This is a genomic window from Pedobacter sp. D749 (assembly GCF_019317285.1).
Taxonomy (GTDB): Bacteria; Bacteroidota; Bacteroidia; order Sphingobacteriales; family Sphingobacteriaceae; genus Pedobacter.
This window is the reverse complement of record NZ_CP079218.1, coordinates 5,813,866-5,831,302: the sequence shown is the minus strand read 5'-3', so window position 1 is coordinate 5,831,302 and position 17,437 is coordinate 5,813,866. Positions and strand designations below refer to the sequence as shown.

Sequence of the window (17,437 nt, the reverse complement as noted above, 5' to 3'; positions counted from 1 at the left end):
AAAGCTTTTATTAAATAAATATTAATTGATTAGCTCTTTTTATAGTTAGAATTTTTCTAATGCAGCTTGTACCTTTTCCATTAACCACATCGGCGTAGAAGTAGCTCCACAGATGCCTACTTTATCATTTTCGTTAAACCAGGCCTGATCTAATTCTTCTACGTTAGAAATAAAGTATGAATTATCATTGTGTTTTTTACATACATCATAAAGAACTTTTCCATTAGACGATTTTTTGCCCGAAACAAAAACAATTTTATCGTAATGACCTACAAAATCTTCGAGTTCTTCGTACCGGTTAGATACTTGCCTGCAGATCGTATCATTAGCTTTTACTTCGTAACCGCGGCTTAATAATTCATCTTTAATGTGGTAGAATTTATCGGTGCTTTTAGTGGTTTGGCTATATAATGTAAATTTAGCAGGAAGCTCAACGTTATCTAATTCAGCTAAATCTTGAAAAACAATGGCTTTACCATCTGTTTGACCTTGGAGGCCGATAACTTCGGCGTGACCGTGTTTCCCAAAAATAAGCACCTGCTCATCATCATCATGAGAATTTTTAATCCTGTTTTGCAATTTCAGCACAACAGGGCAAGAAGCATCAATTAATGTCAGGTTATTTTCTAAAGCCAGTTGATAGGTCGAAGGTGCCTCACCATGCGCCCTGATCAAAACCTTTTCGTCCCTTAAGTTTTTTAATACTTCGTGATCGATGATTTTTAATCCACGATTGGTTAAACGCTCCACTTCTTCATCGTTATGTACAATATCGCCAAGGCAATATAAATAACCTTCGTTATCCAGAATATCTTCGGCCATTTCTATGGCATATACTACCCCAAAGCAAAAGCCTGATGATTTATCGATGTTAACCTGTAAGTTTAAATTGCTCATTTGTTTTTAGGATTAGTTATTTATCGCCATAGTGTCCCTTTGCAGAAATTACAAATACTGTAATAATCTCTTCATCGATCCTATAGACTAACCTATCTTTTTTATTTATCTGTCTCGACCAATAGCCTGAAAATTCAAATTTTAGTTTTTCAGGCTTACCAACTCCTGATGCTGGATGGATACTTAATTCTATAAAAATTTGCTGGAGTTTCTTTATTGAAGCCTGATCTCCTGATTTAAGTATGGCGGCCAACTGTTGTTTAGCCTGATCAGTAATATCTACAAAATACTTTCCCATATATTATGAACATCCTTAATCCTGGTTAGACGTCCATTTTTTATATCTTCTTCCCCTTTAGCTATTTCATCTATAAATGTGGGACTGTAACTTTTTTCTTTTTTAAAAGATACATTCAACGCTTGTAACACGGCCTCAACTGCCAAAAGTTGTTTTTTAGTTTTAGGCTGTACAATTAGTGTTTCCATGTTATAAAGTTAATTAAAATAACATCACAAAATTAAGCAAAAATATTTGTTCCGGTTGTCATGTATAAGACAACAAAAAAGATTAACTGTGAAGCAAACATGGCTGTACCGATATATTTCTGTTGTTTTAAACCTAAAGCATAATAAAACTTCAATAAGATTACCGAAACGATAAACCACGCTACATAATTTTGAACCGGAATTTCATGCCAGTCCCACTGCCAATAGTTAAATTTCATGGCCACAGGTTCCAAAAAGAAATCAAAACCAACCAGTATAAAAGCGCCGAGTACAGAAGCCAGAATACTATTCCTGATTTTCATACTTTTCATCATTTGCCCAATGCTGAAAATAAGGATTACCCAATTTACGCCCATGAGTAGTGGAACCGCAGCAACTTTGTATCCCAACGTATCGCCATAATAATAGCTTCCAAATATTTTCCCAGTGTGCACGCCCAATACCTCGACTAAAAAGCCACAGAGAAATACACCCGAAACCAGCAACAACAATCTTTTCACATCCGCATTGTAAGAAAAAAGAATTACGGCAAACATCAGCAATAAATGAAAGGGAACTAATTTAATAAAATAAGGTTGTGCAGCTGGAATTAAGAAGCCAAACAAGCCAACAATATGAAAAACGACAATTATTGCAACTGCAATCCTCTTAATCTTTAAATCGTTTTGATCGTTCTGCCCTTCCATGTACTCGTTTTAAAAATATGTTTCTTTATAGAAATAAATGATATGATTAAGAAGAACAACATCTGCAAGGGATGTAAAATCAAATTTATCAAAACATGCTGTCCAGATAAATAAGAGATCATTATTCTACTTAACACTATTAAAGTTAATGGTAATACAAGTAAAGCAACATTAAAGTTTAAGATTAAAATTACCGGCCCTATGGTTACCAAAAGCTGGTAAAGTAATAATATTATGATGTTATTACCAAAACCTGCCAGTAAATTTTTACTGAAACCATTTAAGCTTTCGCCTAAATTTTTGTACATCCTGCAATAAATCAGTCCATTGGCTAAAAGCGCTTCTGCATTAAATTTTTCTTGTTTTACCAGCTTCATAATCTCTACATCTTCTACAACCTGGTGTTTAACCCGCTCATGCCAATGGTTTGCTTTGTAATTATTGGCATTAAAAAACATACATTGCCCGCTTGCTGCTGCAAATGCCGGATTTTTTGAGAGCTTCACCAAACGTAAAGGCAATAAATTTAACAGGATGAAATGCATTAAGGGTACGGTCAACCACTCGCCTATCGATTTTATAGTTTGGTTCGTAAAAACGCTCAGCAAGGCCAGATTTCCAATTTCCATTCGGTTAATGAGGCTATTGATTAGTCCTCTTTTGATTGATTCGTCTGCATCAATAAACAAAAGATATTTCCCGGTAGCCAACTCGCTAAGCTGATGGCAGGCATAGTTTTTTCCAAGCCAGTTTTGAGGCAGCTCTTTACCGCTTAACACTTTGAATTGCGGATTTGAGAAACAAAATTCCTCAACTATACTGAATGTATGATCACTGCTGTTATCATCCAAAACAATAACCTCATAATTGATATAATCCTGATTTTTTATTGAAACAAGTAATTCCAAAATATTCTCTGCTTCATTTCTCGCAGGTATTAAGATCGAAACCTTATCATGGTAGTGTTTAACCACTCTCGGCAACTTCGGGTTAGAGAGGAAGTTGAAAACAGTAACCGAAAACCGGATCACCAGAAAAATTAAAACGGCATAAATAAAAATTGTCATTCAATTAGCTGAGTTTGTTTAACAACCGATTGATCGTAATGTTTATTGTAGGCGCTTTTTAGTAATTGTAAACTCACGTACTCCTCGTTCTCCCAATGCTGTAGATAAGTATAGGCAGAGGGCTTTCTTTTCGCGAAATAATCGATAAAGGTAGCAGCAAAAATAATATTGATTTTTTTCTGACTGGCATTAATCATTTGCATTACTCCTTTTTCGAAACTGATATTTTTCAAGTGATTTGAATACAATTTGCCCTGAGGGAATACAAGTACCATATTTGCAGGATTGTCCAATAACTTGCCCGCATAATTAAGTGTTTCTAAAACATCTTTACCTTTAGTTTCGATAGCAAAGGCACCAAGGTATTTCAAAAAACCTACTTTATTATAGTTTTCAGCATTCACCAAAATATGAAATCGTTTCTTAAATACTTTTTTGTTGATATAAAACAGGAAGAAACCATCCCACCAACTGAAATGATTGGCTAAAACCAACAAAGATGCATCAGATTCAACCTGAATTTGATCATACTGAAATGCTGCAAAATCTTTTTTGATGATAAACTGAATGTACCAGGAGAAAAAGCTGAAGATCAAATTATTTTTTCTGGGCTGATACATTTCGGGAAATTGCAAAAAAATGAGGTGAATTGCAAATTTTAGTAATACCCCCTCGCTTGTAAAAGGAATATAGGATTTTTGATGTACTGTTTAAAGATTTCTCCACTTCGGTCGAAATGACGAATTAAACAAATTTTTTACTTCGATTAAAGATAGGCCTTTAACCCTACCTCTTCCATTTTACATCCAACCTAGCTCAAATAAACCCGATCTTCCTCTCCCTCCACATCCATCACCACATCTACATGCTCTTTTAAGATAGTTGCCAATTCAAGACCTACAAAATCAGTGGCAATAGGGAAAATTTTGTGACTACGATCAACTAAAACTACGGTTCGGATTTTTTTATGTGGCGTATTTAAGAAAACGCCTAAACCATAAGCCAGCGTTTTACCGCTGTTCAATACATCATCTACGATAATGATTACTTTATTTTTCCAATGGCTTTCATCGAGATCGGTTGAAGCAACCAATTTGCTACTCTCCTTTTGCAGATCAATGCGCAGTATGGTTAATTTAAAGCCAGAGATTTTTTTTAGTACCTTTTCTAATCTTAATGCCAATTTGTAGCCGCGGTCCCAGATACCCGCCAATACTATTTCTTTCTCATTCAGGTTATCTTCCAAAATCTGATAAGCGATACGGTCTATTTTCTGCTGAATCTGTTTCTTGTTAAGAATAAGTAATTGCGATGCCATTGTATAAAAAGGATTGAATACAAAAAGAACGATTTTAAGGATGAAATTCAAACTATTTGAAAAATAATTTCGACTGCTTGCAACGTTTTCTTCTAATCACCGTCTGATAATCCAATAGAACACGCAGGGAAAATGAAATATTCGAACAAAATAATTTTTTATCTTTTTTTATTTCTATTAAGTCCGACTATCAATTATGCTCAACATAATAGTCGTAGTAAAATGCTCAAACACAATCGATCTGAAGAAAAAATCAAACTGTTAGAAGATCAAATAGCTGCCTGGCAAAAAGATTTAAATGTCCCAAATGTAGGCCTTGGCATAATACAAGATGGAAAGTTAATACATGCAAAAGTATATGGTCAGGATTCTACTGGGTCTCTAAAACCAGTCAATACACTTTTCAATGTAGCATCGGTAACTAAAGTGGTATTTTCAACGCTTGTACTAAAACTAATTGATAATGGCGATTGGCAATTAGATGAACCACTATATCATTATTATACCGATCCTGATATTGCATCTGATTCATTATCAAAAAAACTTACAACCCGCCATATCTTAAGTCATCAATCAGGATTTAGCAATTGGAGATGGATGAATGCATCAGGAAAACTTCAATTTGAATTTGCGCCAGGAACCAAATTTAATTATTCGGGAGAAGGAATGGAGTATCTCAAAAAAGCCATAGAACATAAATTTCACAAATCTTTAGTTCAACTTTCAGACTCTATTTTATTTAAACCATTCGGTATGATCGACACCAAACATGAATGGAACGGTAAACAAGATTTAAAAAGATTTAGCAGGTGGTATGATGCCAATGGAAAAGAATACACCAAAAGTAATTATGCTTCCGAACCAAGTGCTGCAGATGATCTGATTACAACAGTTATTGACCTTAGTAAATTTGGCATTGAAACTTTAAATGGTCTCCATATTTCTAAGCAATTATTTAACGAAATAATTAAAGGACAGGCTAAAATTAATCAGAATTTAATGCAAGGACTAGGTTGGCGATTAATTAAAGATTTACCCAATCATGAATATGCAATGGAACATGGAGGTAATGATGCAGGCGTAGCGGCAATTATCGTATTGCTTCCAAAATCAAAACGTGGCTTAATTGTATTAACCAATGGAGACAATGGACAAATCATTTGCAATAACATTGTCAGGTCTTTTTGGCCTGAAGGAACAGAAATCATACATAAAGCCCTCAAAAGTACGCCACTAAATGACATCCCTAAAGTTTTTAATATAAGCGATGATATATTAAATACCTATACAGGCAAATACATGAGGCCAGATGGCGAAGAGGTAAATATTTATAAAAAAGATAAGAATTTAATCTTAAAAACCATTGGTTTACCAACCTTCAATCTGTTTCCGCAAACACAGGAAATATTTTTTCTTTGGGATTTTGACCCAAAGATAATTTTTACAAAAAATGAAAAAGGTATAGTCGATACGCTTTTAATTAAAGACGGAGATAATATTCTAAAATGCACTAAAATGGATAAATAGATTTAAAGTTCACAAAAAGACCATTCAGGTTTTTCAACTATTTGAAAAATAATTTCCACTGCTTGCAACGTTTTCATCAGAGATGCGTCTAATGAATAACCAAAATACAAAATCGAAGCCATTATTGCACAATATTGCGTAATGAAGCTTCAGAATCATTTAACAAAACGACTATGAAAATCCTTATCAAATCATCCGCCATTTTATTTATAGTGGTAACCAGCTACATCGCTAAAGCACAGGAAACTAAAAGTTTCACGGTTAAAAATTTTAATAGTATTGGCGTAAGCAGTGGAATCGACTTGTACCTAACCCAAGGTGGTAGTGAGAGTGTGAGCATAAAATCAGATTCGGAAACATTAAAAGATATTATTGTTGAGCAAAGCGGCAGTAATGTTATCATAAAATTTAAAGACGGCATCAACTGGAGCGGTATGTTTAAAAACCGTACCATTAAGGCTTATGTAAGTTTCAAAAGCCTTAATGCTATTGCAGCATCCGGAGGGTCGGATGTTTTTACACAAAATCAGATCAAAACCGATAAACTTGCTATTCGCTCATCTGGTGGGTCAGACTTAAAATTAACGGTGGTTTGTAACGACTTATCCATCCAGTCAAGCGGCGGTAGTGATATCGATTTAAAAGGCAAAGCAGAAAATATGACCATTCAATCAAGTGGCGGTAGTGATATAGACGCTTATGAATTGATTACTGATTATGCAAAGGTGCAGGCTTCTGGTGGTTCTGATGTAAGTCTTTATGTAAATAAAGGCCTGGAGGCCAGTGCGAGTGGTGGTGGCGACGTGAGTTATAAAGGAAATGCTTCACTTAAAAAAACATCAAGCTCAAAAAGTGGAGATGTACACCACGTAAATTAAAAGTTTAGTTTAGTTAATAATATGCGCTGCTTTGTGGATGCAAAGCGGCGCTTTTTTTAATATAGGTGATTGCACAAATTATGGTCATTAAAGGCTATAGAGAAAACCTTAAACCCTCAGCCTTTCTACCCTCTACCTTTTTTATACGGATAATAAATAAAGTTGGCGCCTTCAGGAACAATTACGAATACGCACATAAAATCTTCCGGTTTTTTATACACTTTTAAGAAGGATTCTTTTTTCTCCTTGCTGATGATCCCTTTTTCTACAAACTCCTCTAAAGTAGATGCTTGTATCGTCCAATCGGTATTAAGTTCTTCTTTGTTTAAGATAAGTTCTCCGATGTTCACCTCATGTTGGTGCGCAATAAAAATCGGGTGGGCTGAAATGCCTTCAACCATAATTTCGATGGCTACTTCTTTAATCGCATCAGCATAAAACTCAAGGTCTTTTTCTAAGCTTACCAGCGGACTTTCCTGCTTCTTTTGTGTTGCTCCGTTCTCCTCGGGCGTTGCGCCTAATAATTCTTCTCTATCCATACCTAACTACTAATTGAATTTTGATTGATTGAATTGTTGAATGTTAAAGCCCAATTGCCTCATTCAATCCTTCACTCATTCAATCAATTCTATTACTTTAACATTAACAATACTACATTTTCTACATGCTGCGTATGCGGAAACATATCCACAGGTTTAATGCGCACCACATCGTATTTCTCTTTCAGTAACTCTAAATCTCTTGCTTGCGTAGCCGCATTACAGCTTACATAAACAATTTTTTCAGATTCCATTTCCAGTAACCTTTGTACTACATCTGCGTGCATACCAGCGCGTGGCGGATCGGTAATGACCACATCTGGTTTACCATGTGCCAATATAAATTCTGAAGTCAGGATATCTTTCATATCGCCAGCATAAAAAATAGTATTATCGATTCCGTTTAATTCGGAGTTAAACTTTGCATCTTCAATTGCGGTTGGCACATATTCTACGCCTACTACCTGCTTCACGTTTTTTGCAATAAAATTCGCAATTGTACCCGCACCGGTATATAAATCATAAACCAGTTCATCGCCTTTAAAACCGGCGAAATCCCTGGTGATTTTATATAACTCAAAAGCTTGTTCAGAATTAGTCTGGTAAAAAGATTTCACCCCGATTTTAAAACGGATGCCGTTCATTTCTTCGAAAATATGATCACGACCGGAGAAAACCACCACATCCTGATCAAAAATGGTATCGTTTTTCTTTTGGTTAACGATATATAACAATGAAGTTATCTGTGGAAATTCATTTTGAAGAAAACCCATTAAACCATCAACCTGCTCTTGCTCCAGATAAGCAAAAACGACCGCTACCATTACCTCTCCGGTAGTTGAAGTGCGGATAATTAGGTTACGTAAAGCGCCTTCATGGTTACGCAGATCGTAAAACGACAAACCATGATCAGAAGCATATTTACGCACTGAATTCCTGATCGAATTAGAAGGCTCATCCTGCAGGTAACAGTGCTCAATGTCTAAAATTTTATCAAAACGCAAGGGTACGTGAAAGCCCAGTGCATTCATATCAAAATCCTCTTCGCGTTCCATATCGGTTTTTTCTAACCAACGTTTATTCGAAAAAGTAAACTCAAGTTTATTACGGTAATACCTGTTTTTTGCCGAACCAAGAATAGGTTCAGTTCCTGAGGTATCTATTTTACCCAAACGTTGTAACGCAGCCTCAACATTTTTCTGCTTAAACTTTAATTGTGCATCGTAGCCCATGTGTTGCCATTTGCAACCACCACAGGTTCCGAAATGAGGACAAAAAGGATCTGTACGAAGTTCCGATTTTTCGTGCAGTTGCTCGATGATTGCTTCTGCAAAATTCTTTTTCTTTTTGGTCAAACGCACATCTACCACATCGCCAGGAACGGCTTTGTCAACAAAAATGACTAATTCGTCGGCCTTGCCAACACCTTTTCCTTCTTCAGCAATATCAATTATATGTACGTTTGGAACTATTGTTACCGTACCGGGTTTTCTTCTACTCATTATTTTGCAAAGATAGAAAAAAGAGGTTAAAGGTAGAAGGCAGAAAGGTGGAGGGTTTAAAACCAGGTTAATCAAGAAAGATTAGGCAATACTGTCTTGTTCGAACGAGGATTGTTCGTTAAGAAAAATTATATTTCAAAATTATTTTCCAAAAAATTTAAATGCAGCGCCCCAAAAGCCATCTAACCAATTAAATTTTAGGTCAAATTTTTCATCTACCTGTACAGAAAACTCTAATATTTCTTTGCTCATGATAAAAAACCTATCTATTTAAGCAATAATACTAAATTCATACCAAAAACCAAAACGGTATAGATTAATTTTATGTTAATTTTACATCAAACGGTTAAAACTGCAAATTTCCGTCATTACATTGATTTTCAAACTCTTATTTGATAATCTAACATAAATCCGTAACTTAAACTATCATTCACATAAAAATGGAGGTTCATTATGAACGTTATCCGTAAAATTGAACATTGGGGAGATGTTCATCACTCAAAATGGCTGGATTATCTTAGGATTGTACTTGGCCTGATCATTTTTGGAAAAGGTGTTTCTTTCGTTAGCGACACATCCGTACTCCAGAATATGATCACACAAAATAACGTATTCGGTTTTTCAGGCGTACTGATCAGTGTAGCCATTCACGTTGTAGCCTTTGCGCATTTGGTTGGCGGTATTTTGATTACGCTAGGCCTGGTTACCCGCTTTGCCGTCGTCATCCAGATCCCAATCTTACTGTTTGCCGTGTTTTTTGTTAACCTTACCCCGGGTTTTTCTACACCGAATTCTGAATTGTGGTTTTCGGTATTGGTGCTATTTCTGCTGATTATGTTTTGGGTAGTAGGTTCAGGCCCGTTATCCGTTGATGAAGGGTTAAAACGTAAAACGGGCAAGCGTTACGCGTAAGCAACATTAAATATTCTTAGTATCTTTCGCTTTTACCAACGATCATGAAAACAAAGATACTTTTTGTACTGCTTTTTGCGGGAGTGGCATGTTACGCACAAAACCCAACAGATGAATATTTCAAGCTGACGCGGGCTGGTTTCATAGAAAAAAATGCCTACGAAACCACTGCTTTTGTAGAGAAATATTTCCGTGTACCCGGCAACACAGGTTTTAATGCCAGTATCCATTATGTAGAAAACATTCTTAAAAAAGCTGGTTTTGTTGAACAGAAACAGAATGAGTTTGAAGCTCCTTTAACCTACCGCATCGAAAAAAGGACGATGAAAAACAGCACCTGGGAACCTGTTGATGCCAATATTGATATTGTTGGCGAGTCGAAACCACTCATTTCTTACAAAACCAACCGCAACATGATTCCCATCAACTGCAGCTCAACTCCTGCTGATGGCATTACGGCAAATGTGGTTTACATCGAAAAATTTGTTCCGGCAGAGATAGAAAAGATGGATTTAAAAGGAAAAATCCTGTTTTCGGAAAATAATCCGTCACGCTTACTTCAAATCGCAACCAAAGCCGGAGCCATTGGCGTTTTAGGCTATTCAATGCCAAAATATACCCAACCAGAGATTCATCAAACTTCTATCCAGTTTGGTAGCATGAAAGCCAATAGTGAATTATGGACGCTGCTCCTATCTTATGCTGCTAAAGAAAAACTAAAATCAGCTTGTTTAAAGGGTGAAACGAAGCTGAAAGTAAATATCCAGACCAAAATATATCCTTCAGAAGAATTAACCATTGTAGCAAATGTTAGGGGTAGTGTAAATCCTACTGAACGTTTTGTATTTAGCGCACACGTACAGGAACCCGGGGCAAATGATAATGCGAGCGGTGTAGGTACATTGGCAGAAATGGCGAGACGAACTGCTGAATTATACCAGGCAAAAAAAATCAGTCCGAAACGCACCCTCACTTTTTTATGGGGTGATGAAATTGTATCGACCAGAAGGTATATTACAGAAGATACTTCGCGTGCCAAAGGCATTTTATGGGGAATGAGTTTGGATATGGTCGGCGAAGACACAAAAAAAACAGGAGGTTCTTTTCTGATTGAAAAGATGCCCGATCCATCTGCCATCTGGACAAGGGGAACAGATAAACACACCGAATGGGGCGCCGGCGATGTTACGGAGAAAGATCTTTTCCCACATTATTTCAATGACTTCATCTTTGATATCTGCAAGGCCCAAGGTAAATATGCAAACTGGACGGTTAACTATAATCCTTTTGAAGGCGGCAGCGACCATACTCCATTTTTGCAAAATAAAATCCCAGGACTACTGATGTGGCACTTTACCGATGTGTTTTACCATACGGATAACGACCGGATTGACAAAGTTTCGTCAACTGAAATGAAAAACGTTGGGATAAGTGGTTTAACTGCAGCTTACACTTTAATTTCTGCCGATGAAAACACGGCTATAGTTACTGTTTCGCAAGTTAAAGCAGATGCTTTGACACGCTTAAAAACTGAATTTGAGCTCAGCAAGAAAGCAATTGCTGATGGAAAAGCGGCTAATGACGAGAAGCATATTATTGAGGTTTGGTGCAAATGGTATGTTGATGCATTGACAACCATCAATAAAATGCCAGTAAAAGCAGAAACCACAAAAGTAGGTTCGGCCATTAAATTTGCGACCAACGAGATCGAAAAGCAAACCAAAGTGTATTTAGCGGAATTGAAGTAGGTTAATTTTTATAGTTGATTAAATTAATCTTTGCTCTTTTAATTTTTTATAATTTAAGGCATATCCATTTAATAGATGATCTTTTAAAATCTGATTGGCCCATATCCTGAATTTCGTTCCCTCAACCGATTTTACCCGATAGCCTACAGAAATAACTACATCAAGTGAATAGTAGAATGTATTATAACGTTTACCATCTAAAGCAGTTGTCAAGGATTCCTTGACAACTGAATCTTTTACAAGTTCATTTTCACTAAATATATTCTTAATGTGGAGACTTATATCCTGTTTAGTTTTATTAAAAAGCTATTGTATCTGCTATTGAGTAAGCCAAAGAGTATCATTACCGAAAACCACTTTTATTGCAGGTAAATCTTCTTCAGTTTTGTAAATTATAATTTCATCCTTAGTCATTGCCTTAAGTTAGTAAAATATTTATTCTATTTTCGCATTATGCCTAAACCAAAAGCCATAATTATCGGTGCCGGAATTGCAGGAATTGCATCTGCTATTCGCCTCTCTGTAAAGGGGTATGATGTTGAAGTTTTTGAAGCCAATTCGAAACCCGGAGGCAAGCTAGGGGAAATAAAAATAAATGGTTTCAGGTTCGATGCTGGCCCAAGTCTCTTTACCATGCCGCAATATGTGGCTGAACTTTTTAAACTGGCTGGAAAAAATCCTGAAGATTATTTTAAGTACATTAAACTAAAAGAAGTTTGCCGTTACTTTTACGAAGATGGTTTAAGGTTAAACGCTACCTCCGATCTTGATAAATTTGCCAGGGATATAGAAGAAAAAACCAATTCGACCGCAGCAGAAGTCGGGCATTTTTTTAAAAAGAGCGAGACCATCTACGAGGTTACTCATCGTGTATTTTTAGAAAGGAGTTTGCATAAACTTAAAAGTTACCTGCATTGGGATACTTTAAAATCAATATTCCATTTTGGCCAGATTGATGCCTTTAGAACACAAGCCAGGGCTAATCAATCATTTTTCAAAGATGAGCGGATCACGCAGCTTTTTAACCGCTACGCCACCTATAATGGATCAAATCCATATCAGGCACCGGCTACATTGAATGTAATTCCACATTTTGAATATCATTTTGGCGCTTTTATTCCAAAAGATGGCATGTATGGTATTGTTAAGGCTTTGATTAAGCTGGCTGAAGAACTGGGCATCAGGTTTCATTACAGCCAAAAAGTCGAAGAAATATTATACACCAATGAAAACAAACCTAAAATAAACGGGGTAAAAGTTAACGATAAAACCTACAAAGCAGAGGTAGTGATCTCTAATCTTGATATCTGGTTTACTTACAAAAACTTACTTAAAGGCATAGCTGAACCTAAAAAAACATTAACCCAGGAACGCAGCAGTTCAGCATTGATTTTTTACTGGGGTATGGATGGGAACTACAGTGATTTAGGCTTACATAATATTTTCTTCAGTGAAGACTACCAAAATGAATTTAATGCCATCTGGAAAGATAAAACCATTTGCGATGACCCAACTGTTTACATAAATATCAGCGCTAAACACCTCAGAGGCGATGCGCCTGCAAATGCTGAAAATTGGTTTGTGATGATTAATGTACCTGCTAATACGGGACAAAACTGGGATCAGTTGATTAAGGAGTCAAGGACAAATATTATCAAAAAAATCAGCCGGATTCTGAACAGGAATATTGAGAAGGATATCATTTGCGAACAGATCCTGGATCCCCGGAGTATCGAAAGCAAAACCGGATCGTATCAGGGTTCTTTGTATGGCAACAGTTCCAACAATCAGTTTTCTGCTTTTTTACGACACCCCAACTTCAGTTCTAAGGTTAAAAATTTATACTTCTGTGGAGGAAGTGTACATCCGGGCGGAGGAATTCCTTTGGCATTGTTGTCGGCCAAGATCATTGATGATGATATTAGTTCAGTTGTTCATTAGTCATTGGTCAATAGTTTAATGGTTCATGGTCGATAGCTCATGAACTATAACTATATTAAAGCGATTAACCTACTACAGATTTAAGACTCGGGACTAAGGACTGCAGCCTAACGACTTCCCCTAATCGCTTCCTCTAACTTCTCTCCATCAAGATCAAATGCATCTACAATTATTTTCGCTTTAGTATAAAAAGGATCGCGCTCCTGAAGTTTTTCTTTAATGAATACCAAGAGTTGTTCATCATCCAAATCTTTAATCAACGGACGCTTCTGGCGGTTATGTAAACGTGAAACCAAAGCCGCAGGATCCATTTGCAGGTAAACCGTTTCGCCATGTGCATTCATCCATTCCATATTATCGAAGAAACAAGGCAATCCACCTCCGGTAGCCACCACACAGGTTTCGGGATAATCAAAGGTTTTAAGCATTTCACTTTCATAATCCCTAAAACCGCTTTCTCCAAATTCTGCAAAATATTCGGCAATGGTTTTACCAGTTTTTGAAACAATTTCGGCATCCAGGTCAATTACAGGACAATCTAAGCGTTGTGCCAATTGTTTTGCTTTGGTACTTTTGCCGCAGCCCATATATCCGATAAGGAAAATTTTCATCTAAAGTTCTTATAGCCGACCTATAACAAATGGTCGCGTTTTAACATAATATAATCGGTTACAGGTGGAGTAAAACCTGCCTTTTTTAATAAAGTTACAACCTGTCCGCGATGATAAGTAGAGTGATTAAATAAATGAAATAAAATTTCGTCTATGCGGTTTTCATATTGATCGCCTCTTGTATTAGCATATAAAATCCGTTTATCTAAAGGATGATTATTCAATGCTTCCCTGATCAGCCTGAAATTTTCTAAAGAAAGGCTTTCAAAACCTTCTGTTGAGTGGATATCCCAAACCCCATAGAGCGGTGTTTTGCCAGAAATCCGTTGTGCCCAAATATGCTGTGCATTAAGCACATGACTGAACAAACGTGCTGCATCAGGCAAGTCAATGGTTGCCAATTTAAATATTTCGATGATGCGGGCATCGGCAAGCTGGGTATAATTTATAATTTCTTCCTCTCGCATAACCTAACTTAATTTAACTCTTGGATCGACATAAGCATATAAAATATCAACCAGGATATTAATGACTACAAATACGAAAGCGATAAAAAGAATTGAACCCATTACAACGGGAAAATCGGACATTTCTAAAGCGGTTACCGTTGTTCTTCCTAAGCCGTTATAGCCGAAAATGTACTCTACAAAAAAAGAACCCGCCAATAAAGAGGCAAACCATCCTGAGATAGCGGTAATAACCGGGTTCATGGCGTTTTTTAAAGCGTGTTTATAAATTATGGCATTTCTACTTAAGCCTTTAGCCCTTGCAGTCCTGATGTAATCCTGCGCCAGAACATCCAGCATGGCACTTCTGGTAAGCTGCACTATAATGGCCAAAGGCCTTAAACCTAGCGTTATCATTGGTAACCATAAATTTCTCAGGGTCAATACCTCACCATTAAACGGATCGTAAGAATATAAGCTGCCACTCATTTTTAAACCTGTATAGTTGCTCAGCACAAATCCGAAAAGCCAGGCAATAATAATTCCCGCAAAAAAAGAAGGTGCAGATATTCCTAAAATGGCAAATGCATTTGCTGATTTATCAATCCATGAATCTTTATAAACCGCTGATAGCACACCCAAAAACACACCAATGATGGTTGCAAAAATCATTGCAGTTAAAGCAAGGATGAAGGTATTTGGTACGGTTTCAGAAAGGATTGCAGTTACATCGCGTTTGGTTTGGTACGAGCTCCGCAGATAGGGCCATTTTAACGCCAGTACTTTTTTATCAAAAGCAATCAGTTTTGCATAATGATATTTCTGCTGACTGGTACTATTGTTATCCACAATGCTGATTGGAGATAAATCGTTAATATATAAAATAAACTGCACAGGCTTTGATCGGTCTAAACCAAATTCTTTGCGAACTGCTTCAAGTGACTGAACATCGGCTCGCTGCCCCATTGTCATCCTTGCAGGATCGCCGGGCAAAATATTAAACAGCACAAAAACAACCAATATTACACCACCCATTACCAGTAGTCCATACATCAGTTTTTTCAGTGCGTATCCGATCATATTTATTTATCGAAATATTTTCTGCTTAACTGGTCAAAAGTCGGCACATTATGAAAATGCCATTTATTAATCACCACACCATTCTTCATTAACAAAACACCAGGATTTGCCCTTACCATGCTTTTTAAAGGCACTGCATCTGCATAAAACACTTCAGAAAACAAGTTGTTCTTTTTGATAAACGCCTGAGCATCCTGTGCTGAATTGGAAGTAAGCAAAACCGTACGGATATTAAACTGCTGTGTAGCATTAATGGCAAGTGCATTTAATTTACCAATAGCTGCCTCATTTGTATTATGAAGATCGTAAGCCACAAAAATCAGATTATAGTATGGATTTTCAATTAGTTCCTTGGTATAATCAGTGCCTGAAGCATCAGTAATGTTCAAATCTTTGATTTTAGGCTCAAAGCCTTTTTTAAGCAGTCTTTTTGCCGGTTCACCAATAATTTCCCAATTGTCATCTTTCCAGATCTCAGTTTTAAGATAGGCCTTATCGCTCATATCTTTCTCCTCTTTGGTCTTTTTATTCTTGAGGTGGTACATGATTTCGAATTCATCAGGCTTTTCTCCCGGAGGGATTACCATTAACGAGGGAAGATGTGCCCCAACTTTATAAGGCAGGAAGTCAATAACCGGCAAAACATTGTAAGTATATAACCCAAAACCTAAGGATACAAGCGTTACTATGATGGCAATATTTCTTTGTGTAGTTTCTTTTTTAAATAATGGCTGAATGAGGTTTTTGTTTAAGAAAACTACAATAATCAGTGCCAAAAGAATCAGGTCTTTACTGAACGATTGCCAAGGCGTTAGTGGAATGGCATCGCCAAAACAACCGCAGCTGGTAACCACTTTAAATGCGGCAGAAATAAATGTTAACAGCGTAAAAAAGATTATCAGCAACAACAAGCCCCAGGCTATTTTTTTACTCCAGAAACCCAATAACAATAACGCACCCAGCACAATTTCCAAAGTACAGAGCAAAATGGCAATACCTGTGGCCATACCGCTGAGGAAATTCATATGAAAAACTTCAAAATATTCCTGCAGCTTATAACCAAAGCCAAGCGGATCGTTAGCTTTGATTAATCCTGAAAATATGAATAAAGCACCGACAAAAATCCTGGAGAATCTTAAAAGTATATTTCGCATCTATATATTTATTTTTTTAAAGGCTTATAATGCTATTTATTTAACGCCGAGTTTGATCAGCGCGAAAACCGAATAGTTCAGCATATCCTGATAATTCGCATTAACACCCTCTGAAGCCAGCGTCTGTCCTTCGTTATCTTCTATCTGTTTAACCCTAAATATTTTCATCAAAATCAGGTCGGTTAACGAGCTAATGCGCATATCGCGCCAGGCCTCACCATAATCGTGGTTTTTAGCAAACATTAAATCTTTAGTTTCTGTTACCTTTTCTACAAACCTTTTTTCAACTTCATCATAGGGCATTTCATTGGGGTCGCTTTCGGTCAATTCCAGCTGCATCATGGCAATAACACAATAATTAATAATCCCAATGTATTCAGAAATCACACCCTCTCCCACCTTACTTACTTTTTTTTCTTCCAGGGTACGGATGCGTTGTGCTTTGATAAAAATCTGGTCAGTAATCGAACTTGGTCTTAAAATCCGCCAAGCAGTGCCATAATCTTTAGTTTTTTTTAAAAATAATGATCTGCAAACTGCAATCACTTCATCAAACTCGGTAGAGGTATTTGTTTGTGTCAAAGCCAATAATTATTTAGTTTTTAGTGTATTTTTGTTCTGAAA

21 protein-coding genes are annotated in these 17,437 nt (G+C 36.6%); 5 read left to right on the top strand and 16 right to left on the bottom strand.

Annotation, left to right across the window (positions count from 1 at the left end; translation table 11 throughout):
- Positions 1–45: 45 nt before the first annotated feature.
- The 7 genes from KYH19_RS24045 to KYH19_RS24015 all read right to left on the bottom strand — a co-directional run bounded on the left by KYH19_RS24045 (position 46) and on the right by KYH19_RS24015 (position 4,475).
- The gene (locus tag KYH19_RS24045) at positions 46–897 is read right to left on the bottom strand and encodes a 4-hydroxy-3-methylbut-2-enyl diphosphate reductase (RefSeq protein WP_219077063.1); all 852 of its coding nucleotides are present in this window, start codon (positions 895–897) and stop codon (positions 46–48) included.
- Positions 898–913: 16 nt separating this feature from the next.
- On the bottom strand, positions 914–1,195 hold the full coding sequence (locus KYH19_RS24040) for a Txe/YoeB family addiction module toxin (protein WP_132403523.1): 282 nt from the start codon (positions 1,193–1,195) through the stop codon (positions 914–916).
- Positions 1,177–1,383, bottom strand: coding sequence for a DUF2683 family protein (locus KYH19_RS24035; RefSeq protein ID WP_132403526.1), 207 nt, complete (start codon positions 1,381–1,383; stop codon positions 1,177–1,179). The genes KYH19_RS24040 and KYH19_RS24035 overlap by 19 nt, the downstream gene beginning before the upstream one ends.
- A gap of 32 nt (positions 1,384–1,415) precedes the next feature.
- A complete protein-coding gene (locus tag KYH19_RS24030; RefSeq protein ID WP_219077062.1) occupies positions 1,416–2,090 on the bottom strand; it encodes a carotenoid biosynthesis protein in 675 nt (224 codons plus the stop codon).
- Positions 2,060–3,157, bottom strand: coding sequence for a glycosyltransferase family 2 protein (locus KYH19_RS24025; protein ID WP_132403532.1), 1,098 nt, complete (start codon positions 3,155–3,157; stop codon positions 2,060–2,062). Before KYH19_RS24025 ends, KYH19_RS24030 begins: the two co-directional genes overlap by 31 nt.
- Complete coding sequence (locus tag KYH19_RS24020) at positions 3,154–3,777, bottom strand: 1-acyl-sn-glycerol-3-phosphate acyltransferase (RefSeq protein WP_132403535.1); 624 nt, start codon at positions 3,775–3,777, stop codon at positions 3,154–3,156. Before KYH19_RS24020 ends, KYH19_RS24025 begins: the two co-directional genes overlap by 4 nt.
- 191 nt (positions 3,778–3,968) lie before the next feature.
- On the bottom strand, positions 3,969–4,475 hold the full coding sequence (locus KYH19_RS24015) for a phosphoribosyltransferase family protein (RefSeq protein WP_219077061.1): 507 nt from the start codon (positions 4,473–4,475) through the stop codon (positions 3,969–3,971).
- A gap of 222 nt (positions 4,476–4,697) precedes the next feature.
- Here KYH19_RS24015 and KYH19_RS24010 point away from each other — a divergent pair, with 222 nt between their 5' ends.
- Positions 4,698–6,002, top strand: a complete 1,305-nt coding sequence (locus KYH19_RS24010; RefSeq protein ID WP_219077060.1) for a serine hydrolase — start codon at positions 4,698–4,700, stop codon at positions 6,000–6,002.
- A 173-nt stretch (positions 6,003–6,175) separates the two neighbouring features.
- Entirely contained in the window at positions 6,176–6,880 is a 705-nt protein-coding gene (locus KYH19_RS24005; RefSeq protein ID WP_219077059.1) for a head GIN domain-containing protein, read from the top strand.
- 125 nt (positions 6,881–7,005) lie between these two features.
- Here the strand turns inward: KYH19_RS24005 and KYH19_RS24000 are convergent, their stop codons facing one another.
- The 3 genes from KYH19_RS24000 to KYH19_RS23990 form a co-directional block, all read right to left on the bottom strand.
- On the bottom strand, positions 7,006–7,419 hold the full coding sequence (locus tag KYH19_RS24000) for a hypothetical protein (protein WP_219077058.1): 414 nt from the start codon (positions 7,417–7,419) through the stop codon (positions 7,006–7,008).
- Between the two features lie 92 nt (positions 7,420–7,511).
- Positions 7,512–8,921 carry a 23S rRNA (uracil(1939)-C(5))-methyltransferase RlmD gene (rlmD, locus tag KYH19_RS23995; protein ID WP_219077057.1) on the bottom strand — a complete coding sequence of 470 codons (1,410 nt, stop codon included), beginning with the start codon at positions 8,919–8,921 and terminating at the stop codon, positions 7,512–7,514.
- Between the two features lie 141 nt (positions 8,922–9,062).
- Complete coding sequence (locus KYH19_RS23990; protein ID WP_025145553.1) at positions 9,063–9,173, bottom strand: hypothetical protein; 111 nt, start codon at positions 9,171–9,173, stop codon at positions 9,063–9,065.
- Between the two features lie 201 nt (positions 9,174–9,374).
- Here KYH19_RS23990 and KYH19_RS23985 point away from each other — a divergent pair, with 201 nt between their 5' ends.
- Complete coding sequence (locus KYH19_RS23985) at positions 9,375–9,833, top strand: DoxX family protein (RefSeq protein WP_219077056.1); 459 nt, start codon at positions 9,375–9,377, stop codon at positions 9,831–9,833.
- A 44-nt stretch (positions 9,834–9,877) separates the two neighbouring features.
- On the top strand, positions 9,878–11,581 hold the full coding sequence (locus tag KYH19_RS23980; protein ID WP_219077055.1) for a M28 family peptidase: 1,704 nt from the start codon (positions 9,878–9,880) through the stop codon (positions 11,579–11,581).
- Positions 11,582–11,599: 18 nt separating this feature from the next.
- Here KYH19_RS23980 and rhuM read toward each other — a convergent pair whose 3' ends face one another.
- Positions 11,600–11,842, bottom strand: coding sequence for a RhuM family protein (gene rhuM, locus KYH19_RS23975; protein WP_255562646.1), 243 nt, complete (start codon positions 11,840–11,842; stop codon positions 11,600–11,602).
- 192 nt (positions 11,843–12,034) lie between these two features.
- On the opposite strand from rhuM, the gene crtD reads away from it, so the two are divergent.
- On the top strand, positions 12,035–13,522 hold the full coding sequence (crtD, locus tag KYH19_RS23970; protein WP_219077053.1) for a 1-hydroxycarotenoid 3,4-desaturase CrtD: 1,488 nt from the start codon (positions 12,035–12,037) through the stop codon (positions 13,520–13,522).
- 107 nt (positions 13,523–13,629) lie between these two features.
- Here the strand turns inward: crtD and KYH19_RS23965 are convergent, their stop codons facing one another.
- From KYH19_RS23965 to KYH19_RS23945, 5 genes are read right to left on the bottom strand one after another with little or no spacing between them, the layout of a single operon-like run.
- A complete protein-coding gene (locus KYH19_RS23965) occupies positions 13,630–14,133 on the bottom strand; it encodes a shikimate kinase (protein WP_219077052.1) in 504 nt (167 codons plus the stop codon).
- Positions 14,134–14,153: 20 nt separating this feature from the next.
- Positions 14,154–14,600: a DinB family protein gene (locus tag KYH19_RS23960; protein ID WP_219077051.1), complete on the bottom strand. Its 447-nt coding sequence runs from the start codon at positions 14,598–14,600 to the stop codon at positions 14,154–14,156.
- 3 nt (positions 14,601–14,603) lie between these two features.
- The gene (locus tag KYH19_RS23955) at positions 14,604–15,659 is read right to left on the bottom strand and encodes an ABC transporter permease (protein WP_219077050.1); all 1,056 of its coding nucleotides are present in this window, start codon (positions 15,657–15,659) and stop codon (positions 14,604–14,606) included.
- Between the two features lie 2 nt (positions 15,660–15,661).
- Positions 15,662–16,813, bottom strand: coding sequence for a BT_3928 family protein (locus tag KYH19_RS23950; RefSeq protein ID WP_219077049.1), 1,152 nt, complete (start codon positions 16,811–16,813; stop codon positions 15,662–15,664).
- Between the two features lie 36 nt (positions 16,814–16,849).
- Entirely contained in the window at positions 16,850–17,395 is a 546-nt protein-coding gene (locus tag KYH19_RS23945; RefSeq protein WP_121287840.1) for a DUF1599 domain-containing protein, read from the bottom strand.
- Positions 17,396–17,437: the final 42 nt, after the last annotated feature.

Excerpts from the sequence above, each read along its gene's own strand:
- KYH19_RS24045 (WP_219077063.1), bottom strand. The coding sequence starts at position 897 with ATGAGCAATTTAAACTTACAGGTTAACATCGATAAATCATCAGGCTTT.
- KYH19_RS24040 (WP_132403523.1), bottom strand. The coding sequence starts at position 1,195 with ATGGGAAAGTATTTTGTAGATATTACTGATCAGGCTAAACAACAGTTG.
- KYH19_RS24035 (WP_132403526.1), bottom strand. The coding sequence starts at position 1,383 with ATGGAAACACTAATTGTACAGCCTAAAACTAAAAAACAACTTTTGGCA.
- KYH19_RS24030 (WP_219077062.1), bottom strand. The coding sequence starts at position 2,090 with ATGGAAGGGCAGAACGATCAAAACGATTTAAAGATTAAGAGGATTGCA.
- KYH19_RS24025 (WP_132403532.1), bottom strand. The coding sequence starts at position 3,157 with ATGACAATTTTTATTTATGCCGTTTTAATTTTTCTGGTGATCCGGTTT.
- KYH19_RS24020 (WP_132403535.1), bottom strand. The coding sequence starts at position 3,777 with ATGTATCAGCCCAGAAAAAATAATTTGATCTTCAGCTTTTTCTCCTGG.
- KYH19_RS24015 (WP_219077061.1), bottom strand. The coding sequence starts at position 4,475 with ATGGCATCGCAATTACTTATTCTTAACAAGAAACAGATTCAGCAGAAA.
- KYH19_RS24010 (WP_219077060.1), top strand. The coding sequence starts at position 4,698 with ATGCTCAAACACAATCGATCTGAAGAAAAAATCAAACTGTTAGAAGAT.
- KYH19_RS24005 (WP_219077059.1), top strand. The coding sequence starts at position 6,176 with ATGAAAATCCTTATCAAATCATCCGCCATTTTATTTATAGTGGTAACC.
- KYH19_RS24000 (WP_219077058.1), bottom strand. The coding sequence starts at position 7,419 with ATGGATAGAGAAGAATTATTAGGCGCAACGCCCGAGGAGAACGGAGCA.
- rlmD (WP_219077057.1), bottom strand. The coding sequence starts at position 8,921 with ATGAGTAGAAGAAAACCCGGTACGGTAACAATAGTTCCAAACGTACAT.
- KYH19_RS23990 (WP_025145553.1), bottom strand. The coding sequence starts at position 9,173 with ATGAGCAAAGAAATATTAGAGTTTTCTGTACAGGTAGATGAAAAATTT.
- KYH19_RS23985 (WP_219077056.1), top strand. The coding sequence starts at position 9,375 with ATGAACGTTATCCGTAAAATTGAACATTGGGGAGATGTTCATCACTCA.
- KYH19_RS23980 (WP_219077055.1), top strand. The coding sequence starts at position 9,878 with ATGAAAACAAAGATACTTTTTGTACTGCTTTTTGCGGGAGTGGCATGT.
- crtD (WP_219077053.1), top strand. The coding sequence starts at position 12,035 with ATGCCTAAACCAAAAGCCATAATTATCGGTGCCGGAATTGCAGGAATT.
- KYH19_RS23965 (WP_219077052.1), bottom strand. The coding sequence starts at position 14,133 with ATGAAAATTTTCCTTATCGGATATATGGGCTGCGGCAAAAGTACCAAA.
- KYH19_RS23960 (WP_219077051.1), bottom strand. The coding sequence starts at position 14,600 with ATGCGAGAGGAAGAAATTATAAATTATACCCAGCTTGCCGATGCCCGC.
- KYH19_RS23955 (WP_219077050.1), bottom strand. The coding sequence starts at position 15,659 with ATGATCGGATACGCACTGAAAAAACTGATGTATGGACTACTGGTAATG.
- KYH19_RS23950 (WP_219077049.1), bottom strand. The coding sequence starts at position 16,813 with ATGCGAAATATACTTTTAAGATTCTCCAGGATTTTTGTCGGTGCTTTA.